Annotated in this window: 13 protein-coding genes; 4 read left to right on the top strand and 9 right to left on the bottom strand. The window is 64.4% G+C overall.

Annotated elements, in window-relative coordinates; all coding sequences use genetic code 11:
• Window positions 1–23 precede the first annotated feature (23 nt).
• The 9 genes from OKW45_RS35305 to OKW45_RS35265 form a co-directional block, all read right to left on the bottom strand.
• Entirely contained in the window at window positions 24–2,855 is a 2,832-nt protein-coding gene (locus OKW45_RS35305) for an ATP-binding protein (RefSeq protein WP_429473492.1), read from the bottom strand.
• A complete protein-coding gene (locus tag OKW45_RS35300) occupies window positions 2,852–3,985 on the bottom strand; it encodes a substrate-binding domain-containing protein (protein ID WP_429474015.1) in 1,134 nt (377 codons plus the stop codon). Before OKW45_RS35300 ends, OKW45_RS35305 begins: the two co-directional genes overlap by 4 nt.
• Window positions 3,986–4,237: 252 nt before the next feature.
• Window positions 4,238–5,566 carry an NAD(P)/FAD-dependent oxidoreductase gene (locus OKW45_RS35295; protein ID WP_429473491.1) on the bottom strand — a complete coding sequence of 443 codons (1,329 nt, stop codon included), beginning with the start codon at window positions 5,564–5,566 and terminating at the stop codon, window positions 4,238–4,240.
• A 52-nt stretch (window positions 5,567–5,618) separates the two neighbouring features.
• Window positions 5,619–5,963, bottom strand: a complete 345-nt coding sequence (locus OKW45_RS35290) for a cupin domain-containing protein (protein WP_018422376.1) — start codon at window positions 5,961–5,963, stop codon at window positions 5,619–5,621.
• Window positions 5,960–6,952 (bottom strand): M14 family metallopeptidase, encoded by a 993-nt coding sequence (locus OKW45_RS35285; RefSeq protein WP_429473490.1) that lies wholly within the window; start codon window positions 6,950–6,952, stop codon window positions 5,960–5,962. Before OKW45_RS35285 ends, OKW45_RS35290 begins: the two co-directional genes overlap by 4 nt.
• A gap of 2 nt (window positions 6,953–6,954) precedes the next feature.
• Window positions 6,955–8,433 carry an NAD-dependent succinate-semialdehyde dehydrogenase gene (locus OKW45_RS35280; protein WP_429473489.1) on the bottom strand — a complete coding sequence of 493 codons (1,479 nt, stop codon included), beginning with the start codon at window positions 8,431–8,433 and terminating at the stop codon, window positions 6,955–6,957.
• A gap of 83 nt (window positions 8,434–8,516) precedes the next feature.
• Window positions 8,517–9,605 carry a tartrate dehydrogenase gene (locus OKW45_RS35275; RefSeq protein WP_429473488.1) on the bottom strand — a complete coding sequence of 363 codons (1,089 nt, stop codon included), beginning with the start codon at window positions 9,603–9,605 and terminating at the stop codon, window positions 8,517–8,519.
• 94 nt (window positions 9,606–9,699) lie between these two features.
• Window positions 9,700–10,623 carry a 2-hydroxyacid dehydrogenase gene (locus tag OKW45_RS35270; protein WP_429473487.1) on the bottom strand — a complete coding sequence of 308 codons (924 nt, stop codon included), beginning with the start codon at window positions 10,621–10,623 and terminating at the stop codon, window positions 9,700–9,702.
• A 6-nt stretch (window positions 10,624–10,629) separates the two neighbouring features.
• Window positions 10,630–11,514 (bottom strand): GNAT family N-acetyltransferase, encoded by an 885-nt coding sequence (locus OKW45_RS35265; RefSeq protein ID WP_429473486.1) that lies wholly within the window; start codon window positions 11,512–11,514, stop codon window positions 10,630–10,632.
• Between the two features lie 323 nt (window positions 11,515–11,837).
• On the opposite strand from OKW45_RS35265, the gene OKW45_RS35260 reads away from it, so the two are divergent.
• The 4 genes from OKW45_RS35260 (at window position 11,838) to OKW45_RS35245 (ending at window position 16,543) form a co-directional block, all read left to right on the top strand.
• A complete protein-coding gene (locus OKW45_RS35260) occupies window positions 11,838–12,452 on the top strand; it encodes a helix-turn-helix domain-containing protein (protein WP_018422370.1) in 615 nt (204 codons plus the stop codon).
• Between the two features lie 463 nt (window positions 12,453–12,915).
• The gene (locus OKW45_RS35255) at window positions 12,916–14,409 is read left to right on the top strand and encodes an aldehyde dehydrogenase family protein (RefSeq protein WP_429473485.1); all 1,494 of its coding nucleotides are present in this window, start codon (window positions 12,916–12,918) and stop codon (window positions 14,407–14,409) included.
• 106 nt (window positions 14,410–14,515) lie between these two features.
• Window positions 14,516–15,184, top strand: coding sequence for a haloacid dehalogenase type II (locus tag OKW45_RS35250; RefSeq protein WP_429473484.1), 669 nt, complete (start codon window positions 14,516–14,518; stop codon window positions 15,182–15,184).
• A gap of 81 nt (window positions 15,185–15,265) precedes the next feature.
• Entirely contained in the window at window positions 15,266–16,543 is a 1,278-nt protein-coding gene (locus OKW45_RS35245) for an NAD(P)/FAD-dependent oxidoreductase (RefSeq protein ID WP_429473483.1), read from the top strand.
• Window positions 16,544–16,599: the final 56 nt, after the last annotated feature.

Here is a 16,599-nt window from a genome sequence, read left to right as displayed (position 1 = left end):
CGGTTCACGTTCTGAGGCGCGAATCACCGCAGTAGCCTCCTTTCCAGATATTGCTCGACGAAGCTGAGGATTGCCTTGGACCGGTAAGCCTTCGCCAACCGGCAAAGGTGGTCTGCGAAGGGTCGATAGCGCTCGTCGAGCTCGCTCAAGTGTTGGGCGTGTTGCACGATGGCACGCATGTCGCCGAGTCGCGCCAGGTAGTGCAGCGCTTCGATCTCCCCCTGCGGCGGTGCCATCAAGGGCCCGGTAAAACGAGCGGCAGCGAGTACCGCCGTTTGGCCCGCGCCAGTGACTTGCGCCTTGGTAGCTTCGTCGATCCACTCGACATTCATGAGCGACGCGACATGGGACAATAGCCGGCCGAAATCGATCGGTTTGGCAAGAAAAGCGTTTGCGCCGGCCGCGAGACTTTGCGCCGCATCGGTCCCCGAGGCGCTCGCGGAGACTGCGACGATGGGCAGATCCCGGAACTCGGGCATCTGGCGCAGGCGACGCGTGGCTTCGAGCCCGTCCATGCCGGGCATGACCACATCCATCAGGACAAGCGCAGGATGCAGGGAGCGGGTTTTCTCCAGAGCTTCGGATCCGTTGCCAGCCTCCGCCATGTCGAATCCGAGCGGCCTCAGCATATCGACCATCACGGCACGGTTCTCCGCCACGTCATCCGCGACCAGGATAGCCTTGCGCGGCCCCTTGTAGCCGCTCACGATCCGTCCGGACGCGGCGACAGCCGCCGGGGGCGCCACCACCTGGACATCCAGTTCGATCGAGAAGACGCTGCCGATATCGCGACGACTCTCGATACGGATGTCGCCCCCCATCAGGCGTACGAGTTGCCGGCTGATGGCGAGCCCGAGCCCCGTGCCGCCAAAGCGGTGCCGGTTGTCGCTCACTTGCTCGAAAGGCCTGAAGATTTCCTCCTGGCGCCCTTCATCTATCCCAATGCCGGTGTCCTGCACTTTGAAACATAGTCGCGCGGGCGGCGTAAAAGCGACGCTCAGATGCACGCTCCCCTGCTCGGTAAATCTGATCGCATTGGAAAGCAGGTTGAGCAGCGCCTGACGCAGCCGTATTTCGTCCACCCGGACAGCCGCGGGCAGATCGGGCGGCATGTCGCAATCGAAGGCCAGGCCCTTTTCCGTTGCCTTGACCCGAATCGTCTCGGCAACAAAATAGACGAACTGTTCGAGCGGAACGTCGGAAAGATTAAGTTCCATTCTTCCAGCTTCGATCTTGGCTATATCCAGGATGTCGTCGATGAGCATAAGCAGGTGTTCGCCGCTGCGCTGGATGACCGAGAGTCCGTCGATCTGGCGTTGATCGAGAGTCGTGTCGCGTGTGAGGATCTGCGCGTAACCAAGAATCGCGTTCAGCGGCGTACGCAGTTCGTGGCTCATGTGCGCGAGAAAATCGCTTTTTGCCTGGTTGGCCGTATCTGCATGTTCCTTGGCCACGGCGAGTTCCGCCGTCCGTTCGCGGATCATGTCTTCGAGGTGCTCGCGATAGCGCCGCAATTCCGCTTCGGATTGCTTGTGCTCCGTGATGTCGCGTGAGATGCCGAGCAGGAACTGCGGCACGCCGCGCACATCGGCGATCGGGATCTTCATCGTGTGCAGCAGGCGCACTCCATGTCGCGTATGAACCGGCTCTTCCTGTATGTCGATCATGTGATGCGACTCCAGCACGGCCCGGTCCTTGAGCGCGAAGAATTCAGCCTCCTCCGCGGGAAACAGATCGTGGACGGACCGGCCGAGGAGCTCCTCGCGCCGGTAGCCGAGAAGTTGCTCCGCCGCCTTGTTGCAGCGCACGAAGCGCAAGGTCGCGGCCTCCTTGACGAAGATCGTGTCCGGGATATTTTCGATGATGCTGTTAAGAAAGTTCTCGCTTTCCCGGACGGCGTCTTCGGCGTGCTGACGTTCGGCGATCTCGGCCGCCTGACCCGCAAGCGCCGTACTGAGTTCGGCCGTGCGCTGCGCGACGCGCGCCTCGAGTCCGGCGTTGAGCTCCTTCAACGCATCCTCGGCCTGGCGGCGCCGGCGCCGGTCTTCAAGGAACTGCTCGACTGCGCGCGCCATATCGGCAATCTCGTCGCCGCCGTGCACAGGGACTCCTGCTTGCGTGCTCCCGGCATCGCCGTGCCGCAGAAAGTGACTGACGCGGCGCAGGCGCGCCACGACATGGCGCCCGAGGAATTCGCGGGCGATTAGCCAGGTGAGCAGCAGGCTCACCGCGACTCCACCCGCCACCCATTTGCGTGTGCGATCTGCGCGAACGGCCAGATCCTGGACTGCTTCGCGGTAGTCGCGCGTCAAATAATCGGACTGCCGTTGCGCCGCGACGGCCAGAGCCTCGGCCGCGCCGCGCAGATCCTTGTCGAGGCTGGTCAGCGACACGCCTGGCCGTTGCCCATCCGCCGGCGCACCCCGAGTGCCGAGCGCGGTCTCGCGCACCTGCGCCTCGATGTTGACGATGTTGCGAAAGCGTTGGCTCGACCGGTAAAGCGTCAGCGCGTCGACCTCTGGGTCGTCGCTTGCGGCCGCGGAGGCCAGGCGGTCAACCAGGCGGTCGAAGGATGCCAACTGGTCGAGCACATGCCGATGGGTCTCGCGCACGGCATCGATCGTATCGTCGCGAGACAACTGCAACGCGAGGCGTTCGATCGTCAGCGTGTGCTGTACCAGATCCTGCGCATCCGCGAGGCGCGTGAGCCGCTCTTCGGCCAGCTGACGGATCGAGTGGGCCGAACCGGTCAACGAGTAAATCGTCGTGGCTCCGACGACGACCACCAGCGCGGCCAGGCACGAAACAACGAGCGCAAATTGAGCGGTGAGCGATTGTGGGAAAGGCAGTTTCACGGTCGTTGCCAGATCTGACGATAAATGTCGCGATAGCCGTTGTCGGGATCGTAGAGTAGACGATCGCCGCCGTCCGCGGCGACGTTGTCCGCCGTCACGAGATGCACCGGCGTCACGTAACCCGTGACGCCAACGCCCGCGAAAAGTCGGTTCATTTCGTCGACCAGTTGCCAGCCATGCAGATTCAGGGGTTCGGCCACGGTGCCGGTCTGGAACGTGCCGGTGCGGATGCGCAGGAAGGCGGATTCGCTGCCGTCGCCAGCCGACAGCATGATCATCGCAGCGTTCGGCATTCCCGCCTGGGTCAACACCGGGGCGGCGTAGTCAAAGTAGATGTCGTTGATCGCCAGCGCACAGCTCCAGCGCGGGCCGTAACGCGCGAGCAGGGCGCGTGTCGTCCCCGGCACCAGTTCCCGGCTGCGCGAAATCGCCACGTCGCGCACTTCAAGCAGGGTACAGCCACTGCACGCGCGAACGACGGCAGCCATTGCCTGCGCCTTGTCCCGTGCAATCTGGAAATCGGTATCCGTGAAGATGACGACGCCCGCATGCCCGCCGGCCTGCAGGATGGCCGCGAGCGCGGTCACGCGCGCGACCTCGCGCGGATCGGTCGACACGTTCATCGCGACGGGCGTGCCTGGCACCGGTCCGGCCTGGGCCGCGACATGCCAGCCGACGATCGGGATGCTGTTCTCGGCAAACGGCCGCAGTGCGGGGAGCAGCGCGCGCGCGTCGCCGCCGGCGAGGATCAGACCGTCGGGGCGGCTTGCCAGCGCATCCGCGAGCATCTTCAGACGCAGGTCGGCCGCACCCGCGGAATCGAAGATCCTCACGCGCCAGCCGATCACCTTGGCCGCCTCCAGCACACCATCGACCACACCGAGGATGCCGCCGTTGCGCAAATCCTCGGCGACGACCGCGATGTGTTTTCCAGATTGCGCAGGTGGCCCCTTGCGTGGCCCGTTCCAGGGTGCAGCGGGTCGCGAAGCGGCGTCGACCACTCGCCTGGCCAGGGCCAGGAAGTCCGTCGCGGCGACCGGGGCTCCGGGCTCAGGGCCAGGCAATAAATGCTGCGCCGCGGCGGCCGGCAGCACACACGCGCAAGCCAATGCCAGAAGGAAGCCCCTCATGCTGTTTCCCCATGGGCTCCGTCGAGGTCGATTGGGGTTGCCCAAAGCCGCTCGCGGATGACCTTTTTAGCAGGATATTACAACCCGATTCCCGCGTGTCATCGGTCATGCGCTGGGGCAGATTGGATCAAGCGTGGCCAGCACACAACTGCAATGGTCTGGTGGTCAGTGTTCGCCACGATTGCGCGATCAACCGTTCATCGATCGCATGCCATAGATTTTCTCGACTGCAAGCAGGTACGACGTCAGGTGTTACATCATCTCGGGTTGCGCCAGCCGGGTGCCATCGCTAAAGCGCGTCAATCGATATGGCTGTGTCTCGATCCCTGTCGCGTCGTCCGTCACGATGCGGCTAACCAGCATGCCGGCTCCCGGTCCCAGCCCGAATCCATGACCGCTGAACCCCGAAGCGATCACAAGGCCCGGCTTGCTATCCACGCGTGACATCACCGGCACCAGATCGGGCATCGTGTCGATCGCGCCAGCCCACGCATGGGCGATACGCAATCCAGACAGTTCCGGAAAGACCGTCGCAACGTTTTGTAGTGCACGTGTCGGCCACTCGGCATCGGGCGCAGGATTGAGAACCCGCGTCACCTCGAACGGAGAGATGTCGTCGTTGCGCCAGTCCGCGCTTCCTTCGGGGCCGCCGAAGAAAGGTTGCGCGAGCCGGAATTTGAGCTTCTTGTTGAGTTTGCTGCGGAGCATCTGGCGAAACTTGACCGCGTGCCGCAGGTTCTGTGGCGCGATTTCCATGCGTCCATAGCCCGGTACCGCGATCGTGTAGCCGCCGTCCAGCCGCCGCCGCATCGCGAAGTTCGGGCCGGAGAAGCACCCGTCTATCACGGCCGGCGCTTCCGCCGTGCGCAGCGCGGTGCCGATCACATTGACCGCCGGCAGATCGATCCCATGGTGCCGGCAGAACAGGGCGCTCCACGCGCCGCCGGCCAGCACGACGCTGCTCGCGCCAATCCGGCCGCGCTCGGTCCATACGCCGGAGATTCGACCCGCGCTGCTGTCGAGTCCGCGAACCGCACAGGTCTGATGCACGCGCGCGCCGAGTCGTTGCGCGCCTCTTGCGATGGCGGCCGCTGCTCGCGACGGCTCCGCGCGTCCATCGGAATACGACCACACGCCGCCTGCCCACTTCGCCCGACTATGCGGAACGCGCGCGGCCAGTTCTCGAGCCGACAGCAGCTGACTGTCGAAGCCGAGCGCGCGCGCCTTGCCGAGCCATGTTTCCCACTGGGCGACATCGGCAGACTGCTCGCTTCCGTACAGAATGCCGCTGCGCCGAAAACCGATGTCCTCGCCAAGTTCGTCGCTCAACTCGCCCCAACGCTTCAGGCTCTGCATCGCGAGCGGCAACTCGTAAAGGTCGCGGTTCTGCTGACGCACCCAACCCCAGTTGCGCCCCGACTGCTCCGCGCCAATGATGCCTTTTTCGAGCAGTACGACCGATACGCCGCGCCGTGCCAGCGCGTAAGCGGTGCTGACGCCGATAATGCCACCGCCGATCACGGCTACGTCGCAGCGATCCGGGAACCCCTCGCTATTCGGGACTTCGTCGATTCTTAGCATGTTTGAGCAACCATGATTGACATGAGCAGCGGGATACCGGGTGCGTACGCTGTCAGAAGATCACATAGATCTTCCGCAGCGTTTCATCGATGTTCCAGAGTCCTTCCGTGTTGGCTTGGAAAAATAGCGTATCGCCGGCGGCGAAGCGGACCGTGTCTTCTCCGTCGGGCGTGAAGGTGCCGCTGCCCTTGATGAAATGCATCACCTCCGCCTGCTTGACGGAGCGCCGATAGGTGCCGGGCGAGCACTCGAACACGCCGGTATCGATCGCTTCGTGACCGGGAATGACGTACTGGCGTCCCGATACGCGCGACGGTTCGGTACCGGGCAGGCCCGCGGTTCCCCAATCCTCCAGTGCGGAGACTTCCGCGGCTTGCCTGATCTGCTGAACTTTCATTGCGCTGTTTCCTGTTGTCGTGAGCGGAGGTCGATACGTCGCTCGATCCGGCCTAGCCGGACCACGGTGACGCCGGCGCGCAACTGGCGCAGCGAGGGCATCACGAGCATGCAGTCATCGTACGGAGTCGAGACTGGCTGACCGTCGGACCATGCGATCACGGTGCCGGCCTTGTCGAACGTCTCGAGGCCGGTGTAAGGGCCCGCGAAACGGAAATCCATGCTCTTTGCGACGACCGGTTCGGTCACGCGCACGATGCGCATTTCGTCGGGCAGTGGCGCGATCCAGCCGGGCGGCAGGTCGGCTGCGTCGACGATGCCCGACAGCAACAGAAAGCGCGCGGTGCAGTCGCGCGCAACCGTCACCGCGCTGGCTTCCCAGTGCTGGCCGCATTCGATCAACAGGGCATTCTTCGGACTCGTGTCGTCGCCGAAACCCTCGTAGTCGCGCATCCGGCGGCCTTCGGGATGGCCTTCGTCCTGAATCACGGTGGCGGGCGTGCCGAGCCGCTCGGCCAGTTCGGCTCCCTTGCGCAGCGGCCCCGCGACGATCAGCGGCGCGCTTTTTTCATGCATCGAATGCAGGTCGAGCAGCAGATCCACTGTGTCGATCACCGGCCGCATCGCGCGCGCACGATCGAGTTCCGACGAGCGGGTCGCCAGATCGTCGAGCTTCGCGGCGGTCCAGACGCGGTTGAAGTCCTGATCGACGAAACGCGCTTTGTCTGGTATCGCGGGATCGAACCGCGCATACGCTGCGACGTTCGCGAACGACAGCGTGAGCTTGCCGCGGCGCGGGCGCAGGCCGCTGCGCAACAACGCGTCGACGGTGATCGCGCCGCACACTTCGTTGCCATGCGTGAGCGCATTGATCATCACGTGCGGCCCGGCTTGGCCGGAGTCGAACGAGTGGACGTATGCAATGCCGGTATTGCCGTCGGCGTGCGCCGAGAGGTCCGGAAATTCGACTTCGATCGGATAGGCTTCCATGGTTACTCCAGACCTCCCTGACACAGATACTTGATCGACAGATAGTCATCGAGACCATACTTCGATCCTTCGCGACCGTAGCCGGATTCCTTCACACCGCCGAACGGCGCGGCTTCTGAAGCGAGCGCGCCTTCGTTGATACCGACGATGCCAGCTTCCAGCGCGCTCGAGACACGCTCGATACGGCGCATGTTCTCGCTATAGAAGTACGAGGCGAGCCCGAACGGCGTGTCGTTCGCGGCCTGCACCGCTTCCTGCTCGCTGTCGAACGGGAACAGCGGCACGACCGGGCCGAAGGTTTCCTCGCCGCACAACACCATCGACGACGCGGCGTTACCGAGCACCGTGGGCGCGTAGTAGTGCGGTCCCAGCTCGGTGAGCCGTCGTCCGCCCGTCAGCACGAGCGCGCCGTTCTCGAGCGCGTCCTCGACATGACGAGCGATCTTGTCCACAGCGCGCTCATTGATCATGGGCCCGATCTGCGAGGCGGGGTCGCTGGCGGGTCCCACCCGCAGTTCGGCCACCTTCGCGCACAGTAGCGCGGAGAAACGTTCGTATACGCCGCGCTGCACGAAGACGCGGTTCGGACACACGCAGGTCTGCCCGCCATTGCGGAATTTCGCGGCCAGCAGGCCATTGACCGCGGCATCGAGGTCGGCGTCGTCGAATACGATGAACGGCGCATTGCCGCCGAGTTCCAGCGAGAGCTTCTTCAGCGTGCCCGCCGATTCGCGCGCGAGATGCTTGCCGACGGGCGTCGATCCGGTGAACGTGATCTTGCGGACACGGCTGTCGGCGAGCCAGTCGCCGACCGTCTCGGCCGCCGCCGCACGCGAAGCCGAGATCAGGTTGAGCACGCCGTTCGGCACGCCCGCCTCGTGCGCCAGCATCACCAGTGCGATCGCGGTGAGCGGCGTGTCTTCCGCGGGTTTCGCGACCACCGTGCAGCCCGCCGCGAGCGCGGGTGCGATCTTGCGCGCGATCATCGCAAGCGGAAAATTCCAGGGCGTGATGGCCGCGACGACCCCGATCGGTTCCTTGACCGCGCTCATCCGTTTGCCGCGCTGCTGCTGCGGAATCAGGTCGCCGTAGATGCGGGTGGCTTCGTCGGCGAACCACGCGACGTACGACGCGCCATAGTTCACCTCGGCGCGTCCTTCGGCGAGCGGCTTGCCTTGTTCGAGTGAGATCAACGCACCGAGGGCGTCGCGATTCGCGACGATCAACGCGTGCCAGCGGTGCAGTACCGCCGCGCGTTCGCTGGCCAGCCTCGCGCGCCACGCGGGCAGCGCTGTAGCGGCGGCGTCCGTGGCCGCTCGTGCGTCGCTGGGGCCGCTGTCGGCAACTTCCGCGATCAGCTTGCCGGTCGCCGGATCAGTGACCGCGAAACGCCGACCGCTCGCGGCGGCGACCCACTCGCCGTTGATGAAGTTCTCCGTGCGGATCAGCGCGCGGGCCTGTTGTTCGAGATTCGTGCTCATATGAGGTCTCCGTGCCGGTTGGCATGCGATGGCAGAGCGCCCGACGCGCGCCGGGCAGTCAGCGCTGCCTGCTCTGTGAGTGATCAGGACGGGTTGGCGACCTGAGCCGCGATCGCCGCGCCGACCTCCGTGGTCGATGCGCTGCCGCCCAGGTCGCCCGTGCGCGGGCCTTCCTTCAGTACCCGCGTGATCGCGGCGACGATAGTGTCGTGCGCATCGCGCTCGACACCCGCGCCGTTGCCGAGAAAGTCGAGCATCATCGCGGCCGACCAGATCATCGCGACCGGATTGGCAATGCCCTTGCCGGCGATGTCGGGCGCCGAGCCATGCACCGGCTCGAACAGCGACGGAAAGCGCCGATCGGGATTCAGGTTGCCCGACGGCGCGATGCCGATCGTCCCTGTGCACGCCGGCCCGAGATCGGAAAGGATGTCGCCGAACAGGTTCGATGCGACCACCACGTCGAAGCGATCCGGGTTCAGCACGAAGCGCGCGCACAGGATGTCGATGTGCTGACGGTCCATCTTCACATCCGGGTAGCGGGCGGCCATTTCATCGGCGCGGGCGTCCCACCACGGCATGCTGATCGCGATACCGTTGCTCTTCGTTGCAACCGTGAGTTTTTTCGCTCGACGCTGTGCAAGGTCGAACGCGAACTTCATCACGCGCTCGGTGCCGTGGCGCGTGAAGATCGACTGCTGCATCACGACTTCGCGCTCGGTGCCCTCGAACATCGTGCCGCCCACCGACGAATACTCGCCTTCGGTGTTTTCGCGCACGATCATGAAGTCGATATCGCCCGGCTTGCGGTTAGCGAGCGGGCAGGGCACGCCTTCGAACAGCCGCGCGGGGCGCAGGTTCACGTACTGGTCGAATTCGCGGCGGAACTTCAGGAGCGAACCCCACAGCGAAATATGGTCGGGCACCTTGTCGGGCCAGCCGACCGCGCCGAACAGAATCGCATCGCAGTCCCGCAGTTGCGCCTTCCAGTCGTCGGGCATCATCTGGCCGTGTTGCGCGTAGTAGTCGCACGACGCCCATTCGATATGGCGGTAGTCGATGCCGATGTCGAAGCGTTTGCACGCGGCGTCCAGCACGCGCAGGCCTTCGGGCATCACTTCGGTGCCGATGCCGTCACCGGGAATCACGGCAATGCGGTATTTGCGGGTCATACGTATCTCTCCTTGCCGTGATCGCGCGCCGTCTGCTGACGCCGCGCGGTTGGCGAAATGGGGTTGCGTTCGGGGGTCGGGCCGCGCATGGGTATCAGTAGCCGCGCGTCCGGTCGATCAAGCCGATCATCCGCACGCCGCTGCGATAGCGGCGCAGGTTTTCCAGTATCGCATCGACGGCCGATTCGGGCCGCGTCGCGCTCGCGATATGCGGCGTGATGCGCACGCGCGGTTGCGCCCACAGCGGATGGTCGGCGGGCAACGGCTCCGGGTCGGTGACATCGAGCACCGCGCTGTGAATCTGCCCGCGTTCCAGCGCGTCGAGCAGATCGGCACTGACGAGTTGCGGTCCGCGGCCGACGTGAACCAGCGACGCGCCTCGCGGCAGCATGTCGAATACCCGCCGGCAGAGCAGGCCGCGCGTCGCGTCCGTGAGCGGCAGCAAACAGATCAGGATGTCGGCACGGGCAAGCAACTCGTCGAGCCCGGCCTCGCCCGCATAGCAGTCGATCCCTTCGAGCTGATGCTTCGAGCGGCTCCAGCCCGCGCAGGCGAAGCCGAACAGCCGCAAACGCTCCAGTACCGCGCGGCCAAGCATGCCGAGGCCGAGCACGCCGACTCGACGCGACGCGGCGGCGCGCAACGGCATCGGCTGCCATACGCGCGCCCGCTGCTGCAACCCGTAATCGAACAGATCGCGGTGAATCGCCAGAACCGCCTCGGTGACATATTCGACCATGCCTTCGACGATGCCCGGCTCGAGCATCCGCACCACCGGCAGATGCGCCGGTATCTGCAACAGATCCAGTTGATCGACTCCCGCACCGACCGAAAACACCACTTCGAGATTCGGCAGCGTGAGCGCGAGGTCTCCCGGTTGCCACGCGACCAGATAGCGCACGGCCGTGGGATCGCCGATGTCCGGCCACACCCGGAACGGCACGTCGGGCGCTAGCTGCGCGAAGCGCTCGGCCCATAGCGCTCCACGCACCGGATCGGCTTTGTAGAGGACGGTCATTGGCGGTTACGCCATCGCCTGATTGATGATGCCGAACGCGCGCCAGTTCGGGTCCGGGGCCACTTCGCGCGCGTCGGCGGGCGCGTTGCGCACCATCTTTTCGACCGAGTCGACGCGCGGCATGCCGACATGGGTCAACCAGTCGTTGATGCCGGCGTCGTCCGGCACGTCGATCCGCACGAAGTCGCCGGCGTGCTGCGCGAGCCAGTACGAAATCAGTGCGCGGGCACGCAGATCGTCGGACCCATGCTGCGCGACCACCGGTCCAACCGAGTAGCCGCGTCCGAATGGACGGAACAGCGAGAAACCGACCACTTCGCCGTCACGTTCGAGAACCACGGCTTGCGCAAACTCGAGCAGCGCCGGGATCGTCGCGCTGCGGTCGAAGCCGCTCGCGCGCGACGCGAGTTCGATCAGCTTCGGCGTGTCGTCCGGCCTCGCGGCACGCAACTGTTCGCCGGGCGGCGGCGCGACAGCGGCCACGCTGCCGAGCGTGCCCTGATGCTGGGTGAGTCCGCCGCAGCTGACGAAGCCGAGCTTTTCGTAAAGCGGCTTGCCCGCGACCGTTGCGTGCAGGAAGGTCACGCGGTTGCCCAGTTCTTCGAGCACCAGTTCCATCAGCTTGCGGCCAATGCCACGGCCCTGTTCGTCCGGCGAGACGATCACGAGGCCGAGCGTGCCGCGGTCCGCGCCGAATTTCCAGCAGAGCGCGGTGCCGATCACGGCGCCATTGTCCTCGGCGACGAAGCCGGTGCCGGCGTCGTACATGAAGCGCCAATCATCGGCGCGGTGCGGCCAGCGCACCGCAACCGAGAGGCCGTGCGCTGCGGCGATGTCATCGGAAGTGAAGCGGCGATAGGTCAGTGATTTCTTCACGGTTGATTCGGACACTGCAAACTCCTGCTGGCGGCATGATCAGCCTAGACTGTGGCATTCCCAGTGCCTGCTTCATAGGACGATCTTTTTGTTATTCGGACCGGTGCGTGGTCGGGTCTGCTTCTCGGCGGCAGCGACGCGCAACGCAACGCAATTGCACTGGTATTTTTGGCGTTCACCCCGCGGGTGCTATATTCAATATAATGCTTAACAATTGAACGGACGTTCATTGTAACGAAGCGGCTGGCGCTTCATCGGATGCGACCGTGCGCGCCCAGCACAACAACCGCACCGGCGGCACATAGGCAGCCGGGCGCACCGTCATCAACGGGAAACACATGCAGCGAACAGAGCTCAGCAGGAAGCGCGCGGCCGACCCGGGTCACGGCAACGTCGGCGCTCGTCTGCGCGCGCTGCGCGTCGCGCAGGGTCTGTCGATCAACGAACTGGCGATGCGCGCGGGCGTGTCGGTCGGCACCGTCAGTCAGGTCGAGCGCAACAAGGCCAATCCGTCGGTGCGTATTCTCGAGCGCCTGCGCCAGGCGTTGGAAGTTCCGCTGACCACGCTCCTCGAAGAAGACGACGCGGTCTCGGACCCGGTCACCGGCGATTTCGTGCGCAAGGCGGCCGAGCGGCCGCTGTTCGAAGTCGGCAAGAACGGCATGCAGAAAGAATTGCTGTCGCCGCATGGCGATCACGATTTGCAGATGATGATCATCATGCTGCCGGCCGGCTCCGGTTCCGAAGAAGTGCTGGTGGGCATCGGCGAGAAGGCGGGCCTGGTGCTGGAAGGCACGGTCGTGCTGAATGTCGGCGACCGGCGCTCCGAACTGCGCGCGGGAGACAGCTTCCAGTTCAAGAGCACGGTGCCGCATAGCGTGCGTAACGAAAGCAGGAAGACTGCCCGTTTGCTGTGGATCATGAACACGCAGCCGCCCGTCATTCATCTTTGATCTGTTTGTTGTACCGGAGCCGCATGTCGTGTGGCAAGCGGCGCTGTCTTCCCGCTCTTTTCCTCGCTCGCTCTGACGCGTCGCGTCCGGTTCGCACGGACGGCGGCTGACGTCAACGCCTTTCTTTCTCTCATTCACTTTTCGGTTTTGCGTTGCACGACGGAACGGCGTGTCGCGTAGCCTCGCTCGTGCGCGCCCCAGCCGTGCGGGCTTGCGGTCCGTGCCCACCAGTGCGGCGGTGTGCTCTCCGAGGCAGGCAATGTATCGCAGCGCACAACGAACTTTTCACAAAGTTTATTTTTGACCACTAGTATTTCATTTCGTGTTCATTAAAATGAACTTCATCCGATGTTCGTTCATTCGGCGGTCGAGATGGCGAACAGCAGTGTCGAGTGGTGCCAGCAGTCATCAGTGCGTAAGCGCACGCGGCACCACACACTTGAACCTACTAATCAAGCCGGACATGTCCACTCCGTCACTCGATTTCGATCCTTCAGCCGTGCCGTTGCCGCAGGGGCATTTCATTGGCGGTGCGTACTATTTGGCGGGCGAAGCGCAGATCGCCGTTCACCGGCCGTCGGACGGCGCGCTGCTTGGCCATGTGCCGGACGCGTCGGACGCCACCGTCGATCACGCAGTCAGCAATGCGCTAGCTGCATGGAAGACGAGCGGCTGGGGCACCCGCTCTCCGCGCGAGCGCGCGAAGGTGCTGAGCCGCTGGGCCGATCTGATCGATCGCGATGCGGTGAGCCTCGCCCAACTCGAAACGGTCAGCTCGACGCGTCCGGTGACGGAAAGCTATACATCAGATGTGCCGTTCACCGCGGAGGCGATCCGCTTCTTCGCGGAGCTGGCCGACAAGCTCGGTGGCGATATCGCGGCCACGCGCCGCGACAGTCTCGGTTTTGTTGCATCGGAGCCGTACGGTGTGATCGGTGCGATCACACCGTGGAATTTTCCGCTGTCGATGTGTTCATGGAAGTGCGGTCCCGCGCTCGCGGCGGGCAACGCGGTCGTGATGAAACCGTCGGAAATGACGCCGTTCTCGACGCTGCGTCTCGCGGAACTCGCCATCGAAGCCGGCATTCCTCCGGGCATCTTCAACGTGGTGAATGGCCGTGGAGCGACGGCGGGCGCCGCGCTGACGCGTCACCCAGGCATCTCGAAGATGAGCTTCACCGGTTCGACCCGTACGGGCGCCGCGATCATGAGCGACGCCGCGATGCACGGCACCAAGCCCGTCACGCTGGAACTCGGCGGCAAGAGCCCGCAACTGGTGTTCGAACATGTGCGGGACCTCGAGCATACGGCGCGCTGTGTCGCCCGCGGCTTTACGGCCAACGGCGGCCAGGCCTGCGTGGCCGGCACGCGGCTGATCGTGCACGAGCGCATTGCCGAGCCGCTGATCGCCGCCATTCAACGGCAACTGCAGCCGATCGAGCCCGGCCCGCTGTGGGACAGCCGCACCGCTTATTCGCCGATCATCAATGCCGCCCAGGCACGACGCATCGAAGCGCTGATCGGGCAGAGCCGCGAGAGCGGCGCGGAAGTGATCTTCGGCGGCGGCTTTTTCGAAGGCACCGACGCAGGCTATTTCCATCGCCCGACGCTGCTCGCCAATGTGACTTCAGAGACGCCCGCCGTGCGCGAGGAGCTGTTCGGCCCCGTGTTGACGATACAGACATTCAAAGACGAGGAAGAGGGCATCGCGCTCGCCGCGCATCCGATCTACGGTCTCGCGGCGGGGGTCCATAGCAGCGACATCGGTCAGGCATTGCGGGCGATGCGCCGCATCGCCGTGGGCACCATCTGGATCAACCGTTACGGCCGCAGCGGCGACATGATCATTCCGACGGGCGGCTTCGGCCAGTCCGGTATCGGCAAGGACCTCGGCCGCGAAGCGATGGTGGCGAGCATGCGGCACAAGAGTGTGCTGATCGATTTCGAAACGCTGTGAAGCACGGCTTTACACCTGATATACGCAAGCGTCAACCGCACTGATTCAACCCGAAACTGAACCCCGAGCCTGCAACCAGGTTCGCCACGACGACAGGATGTTGACCATGATCGATTTCGAGCCGAAGTACATCACTTTCGACTGCTATGGCACGCTGACCAACTTCCAGATGGGCCAGACCGCGCGCGAGCTTTACGGCGACAAGCTGGACAAGGCGAAGATGGATGAGTTTGTCGAGTTCTTCCGTGGCTACCGCCTCGACGAAGTGCTGGGCGCATGGAAGCCCTATCGCGAAGTGGTCGTGAACTCGGTGCGCCGCACCTGCGAACGCACCGGCGTGCCGTTCGACGAAGCGACCGCACTAAAGATCTACCAGGCCGTGCCGAGCTGGGGCCCGCACGCGGACGTGCCGGAAGGGCTGTCGCGACTGGCCTCGAAGTACAAGCTCGTGATCCTGTCGAATGCGTCGGACGACCAGATCCACAGCAACGTCGACAAGCTCGGCGCGCCGTTCCACAAGGTCTACACCGCCCAGCAGGCACAGGCGTACAAGCCGCTGCAGAAAGCCTTCGAGTACATGTTCTCGCAACTGGACTGCAATCCGGAAGACGTGCTGCATGTGTCGTCGAGCTTCCGCTATGACCTGATGACCGCGTACGACATGGGCATCAAACACAAGGCGTTCGTCAACCGGAGTCACGAGCCGCTGAACCCGTATTACGGTGTCAATGAAGTGTCGGGCATCCCGCAACTGGCATCGCTGCTCGGCCTCTGATTCGCACGTCCGGCCTTCTCACGACATCGCTTCCCGCGCGCCGCTGAAAGCGGCGCAACCAATCGACAGGAATGCATCACGATGAAGCTCGACTCCTACTGGCTCGACACTGCGCCACGCTTTACCAGCGGCGTCCAGGGTCCGCTACCGCAGCGGGTGGACGTTGCGGTGGTCGGCGGCGGCTTTACCGGGCTGTCGGCTGCGTTGGAGCTGGCCAAACGTGGCATGTCGGTGATCGTGTTCGAGGCGGGCCGACTCGCGGCGCAGGCATCGGGCCGTAACGGCGGCCATTGCAATACGGGCGTCGCGCAGGACTACGCGGCGTTGTCCGCGCGCATCGGCAGCGAACGCGCGTCGGAGTTCTACCGTGCGTATGCCGGCGCCGTCGAAACGGTGAAAACGATCATCGGGGAGGAGCAGATCGATTGCGATCTGCGCCACTCCGGGAAGATCAAACTCGCCGCGAAACCGCAGCATTTCGCTTCGCTCGCGAAGTCGTACGAGGTGTTGCGGCGCGAAGTCGATCCCGATGTCGAACTCGTGCCGCCCGAGCAGATTCGCAACGAGATCGGGTCGGACAGCTTTTTCGGCGGCCTCGTGCAACGCAACGGCATGCAGATGCACATGGGCAAATTCGGCGTGGGTCTGGGCACGGCAGCGGCACGGCGTGGGGCGCAGATCTACGAGAACACGCCGGTGACGAACCTCGAGCCGCGCGGCGGCAACGCGTTCGACGTGCAGTGTCCGCTCGGGACGGTACGTGCCGAGCGCGTGCTGATTGCCACCGGCGCGTCGCAGGTCGGTCCGCTGCAATGGTTCCGGCGCCGCATCGCGCCCGTCGGCAGCTTCATCGTCGCGACCGAGCCGCTTGGCAAGGCGCGCCTCGATGCGGTGTTGCCGACGCGCCGCTCGTATGTGACGACGCTGAACATCGGCAACTATTTTCGTGCGACGCCGGACGAGCGTCTGCTGTTCGGCGGCCGCGCGCGCTTCGCGATGTCGAATCCGCGTTCGGACGAGAAAAGCGGGCGGATTCTGCGTGATGGGCTCGCGCGCTATTTCCCGCAACTGGCCGACGTGCGCATCGATTATTGCTGGGGCGGCCTCGTCGACATGACGGCCGACCGGCTGCCGCGCGCAGGCCAGCATGAAGGACTGTTCTATTCAATGGGCTACAGCGGCCACGGTGTGCAGATGTCCGTGCACATGGGCCGTCTGATGGCCGACGTGATGTTCGGCGCCGCCTCGCGCAATCCGTGGCGAACGCTCGACTGGCCCGCGATTCCAGGACATTTTGGACGCGCGTGGTTTCTGCCGCTCGTCGGCGCGTATTACAGGTTGCAGGATGTACTGCATTGAATGGATCGACTGATCGCTACCGTTAGATGGTCGGGCAGCGCGTAGATTGAAAATCA

It is taken from the genome of Paraburkholderia lebeckiae (genome assembly GCF_050436225.1).
GTDB lineage: Bacteria > Pseudomonadota > Gammaproteobacteria > Burkholderiales > Burkholderiaceae > Paraburkholderia > Paraburkholderia tuberum.
Note: the sequence above shows the minus strand (reverse complement) of the source record. Positions and strands in the feature narration are given on the sequence as shown.

What these genes read in the sequence shown, in the direction of transcription:
- OKW45_RS35300 (WP_429474015.1), bottom strand. Translation starts at nt 3,985, where the DNA reads ATGAGGGGCTTCCTTCTGGCATTGGCTTGCGCGTGTGTGCTGCCGGCC.
- OKW45_RS35295 (WP_429473491.1), bottom strand. Translation starts at nt 5,566, where the DNA reads ATGCTAAGAATCGACGAAGTCCCGAATAGCGAGGGGTTCCCGGATCGC.
- OKW45_RS35290 (WP_018422376.1), bottom strand. Translation starts at nt 5,963, where the DNA reads ATGAAAGTTCAGCAGATCAGGCAAGCCGCGGAAGTCTCCGCACTGGAG.
- OKW45_RS35285 (WP_429473490.1), bottom strand. Translation starts at nt 6,952, where the DNA reads ATGGAAGCCTATCCGATCGAAGTCGAATTTCCGGACCTCTCGGCGCAC.
- OKW45_RS35280 (WP_429473489.1), bottom strand. Translation starts at nt 8,433, where the DNA reads ATGAGCACGAATCTCGAACAACAGGCCCGCGCGCTGATCCGCACGGAG.
- OKW45_RS35275 (WP_429473488.1), bottom strand. Translation starts at nt 9,605, where the DNA reads ATGACCCGCAAATACCGCATTGCCGTGATTCCCGGTGACGGCATCGGC.
- OKW45_RS35270 (WP_429473487.1), bottom strand. Translation starts at nt 10,623, where the DNA reads ATGACCGTCCTCTACAAAGCCGATCCGGTGCGTGGAGCGCTATGGGCC.
- OKW45_RS35260 (WP_018422370.1), top strand. Translation starts at nt 11,838, where the DNA reads ATGCAGCGAACAGAGCTCAGCAGGAAGCGCGCGGCCGACCCGGGTCAC.
- OKW45_RS35255 (WP_429473485.1), top strand. Translation starts at nt 12,916, where the DNA reads ATGTCCACTCCGTCACTCGATTTCGATCCTTCAGCCGTGCCGTTGCCG.
- OKW45_RS35250 (WP_429473484.1), top strand. Translation starts at nt 14,516, where the DNA reads ATGATCGATTTCGAGCCGAAGTACATCACTTTCGACTGCTATGGCACG.
- OKW45_RS35245 (WP_429473483.1), top strand. Translation starts at nt 15,266, where the DNA reads ATGAAGCTCGACTCCTACTGGCTCGACACTGCGCCACGCTTTACCAGC.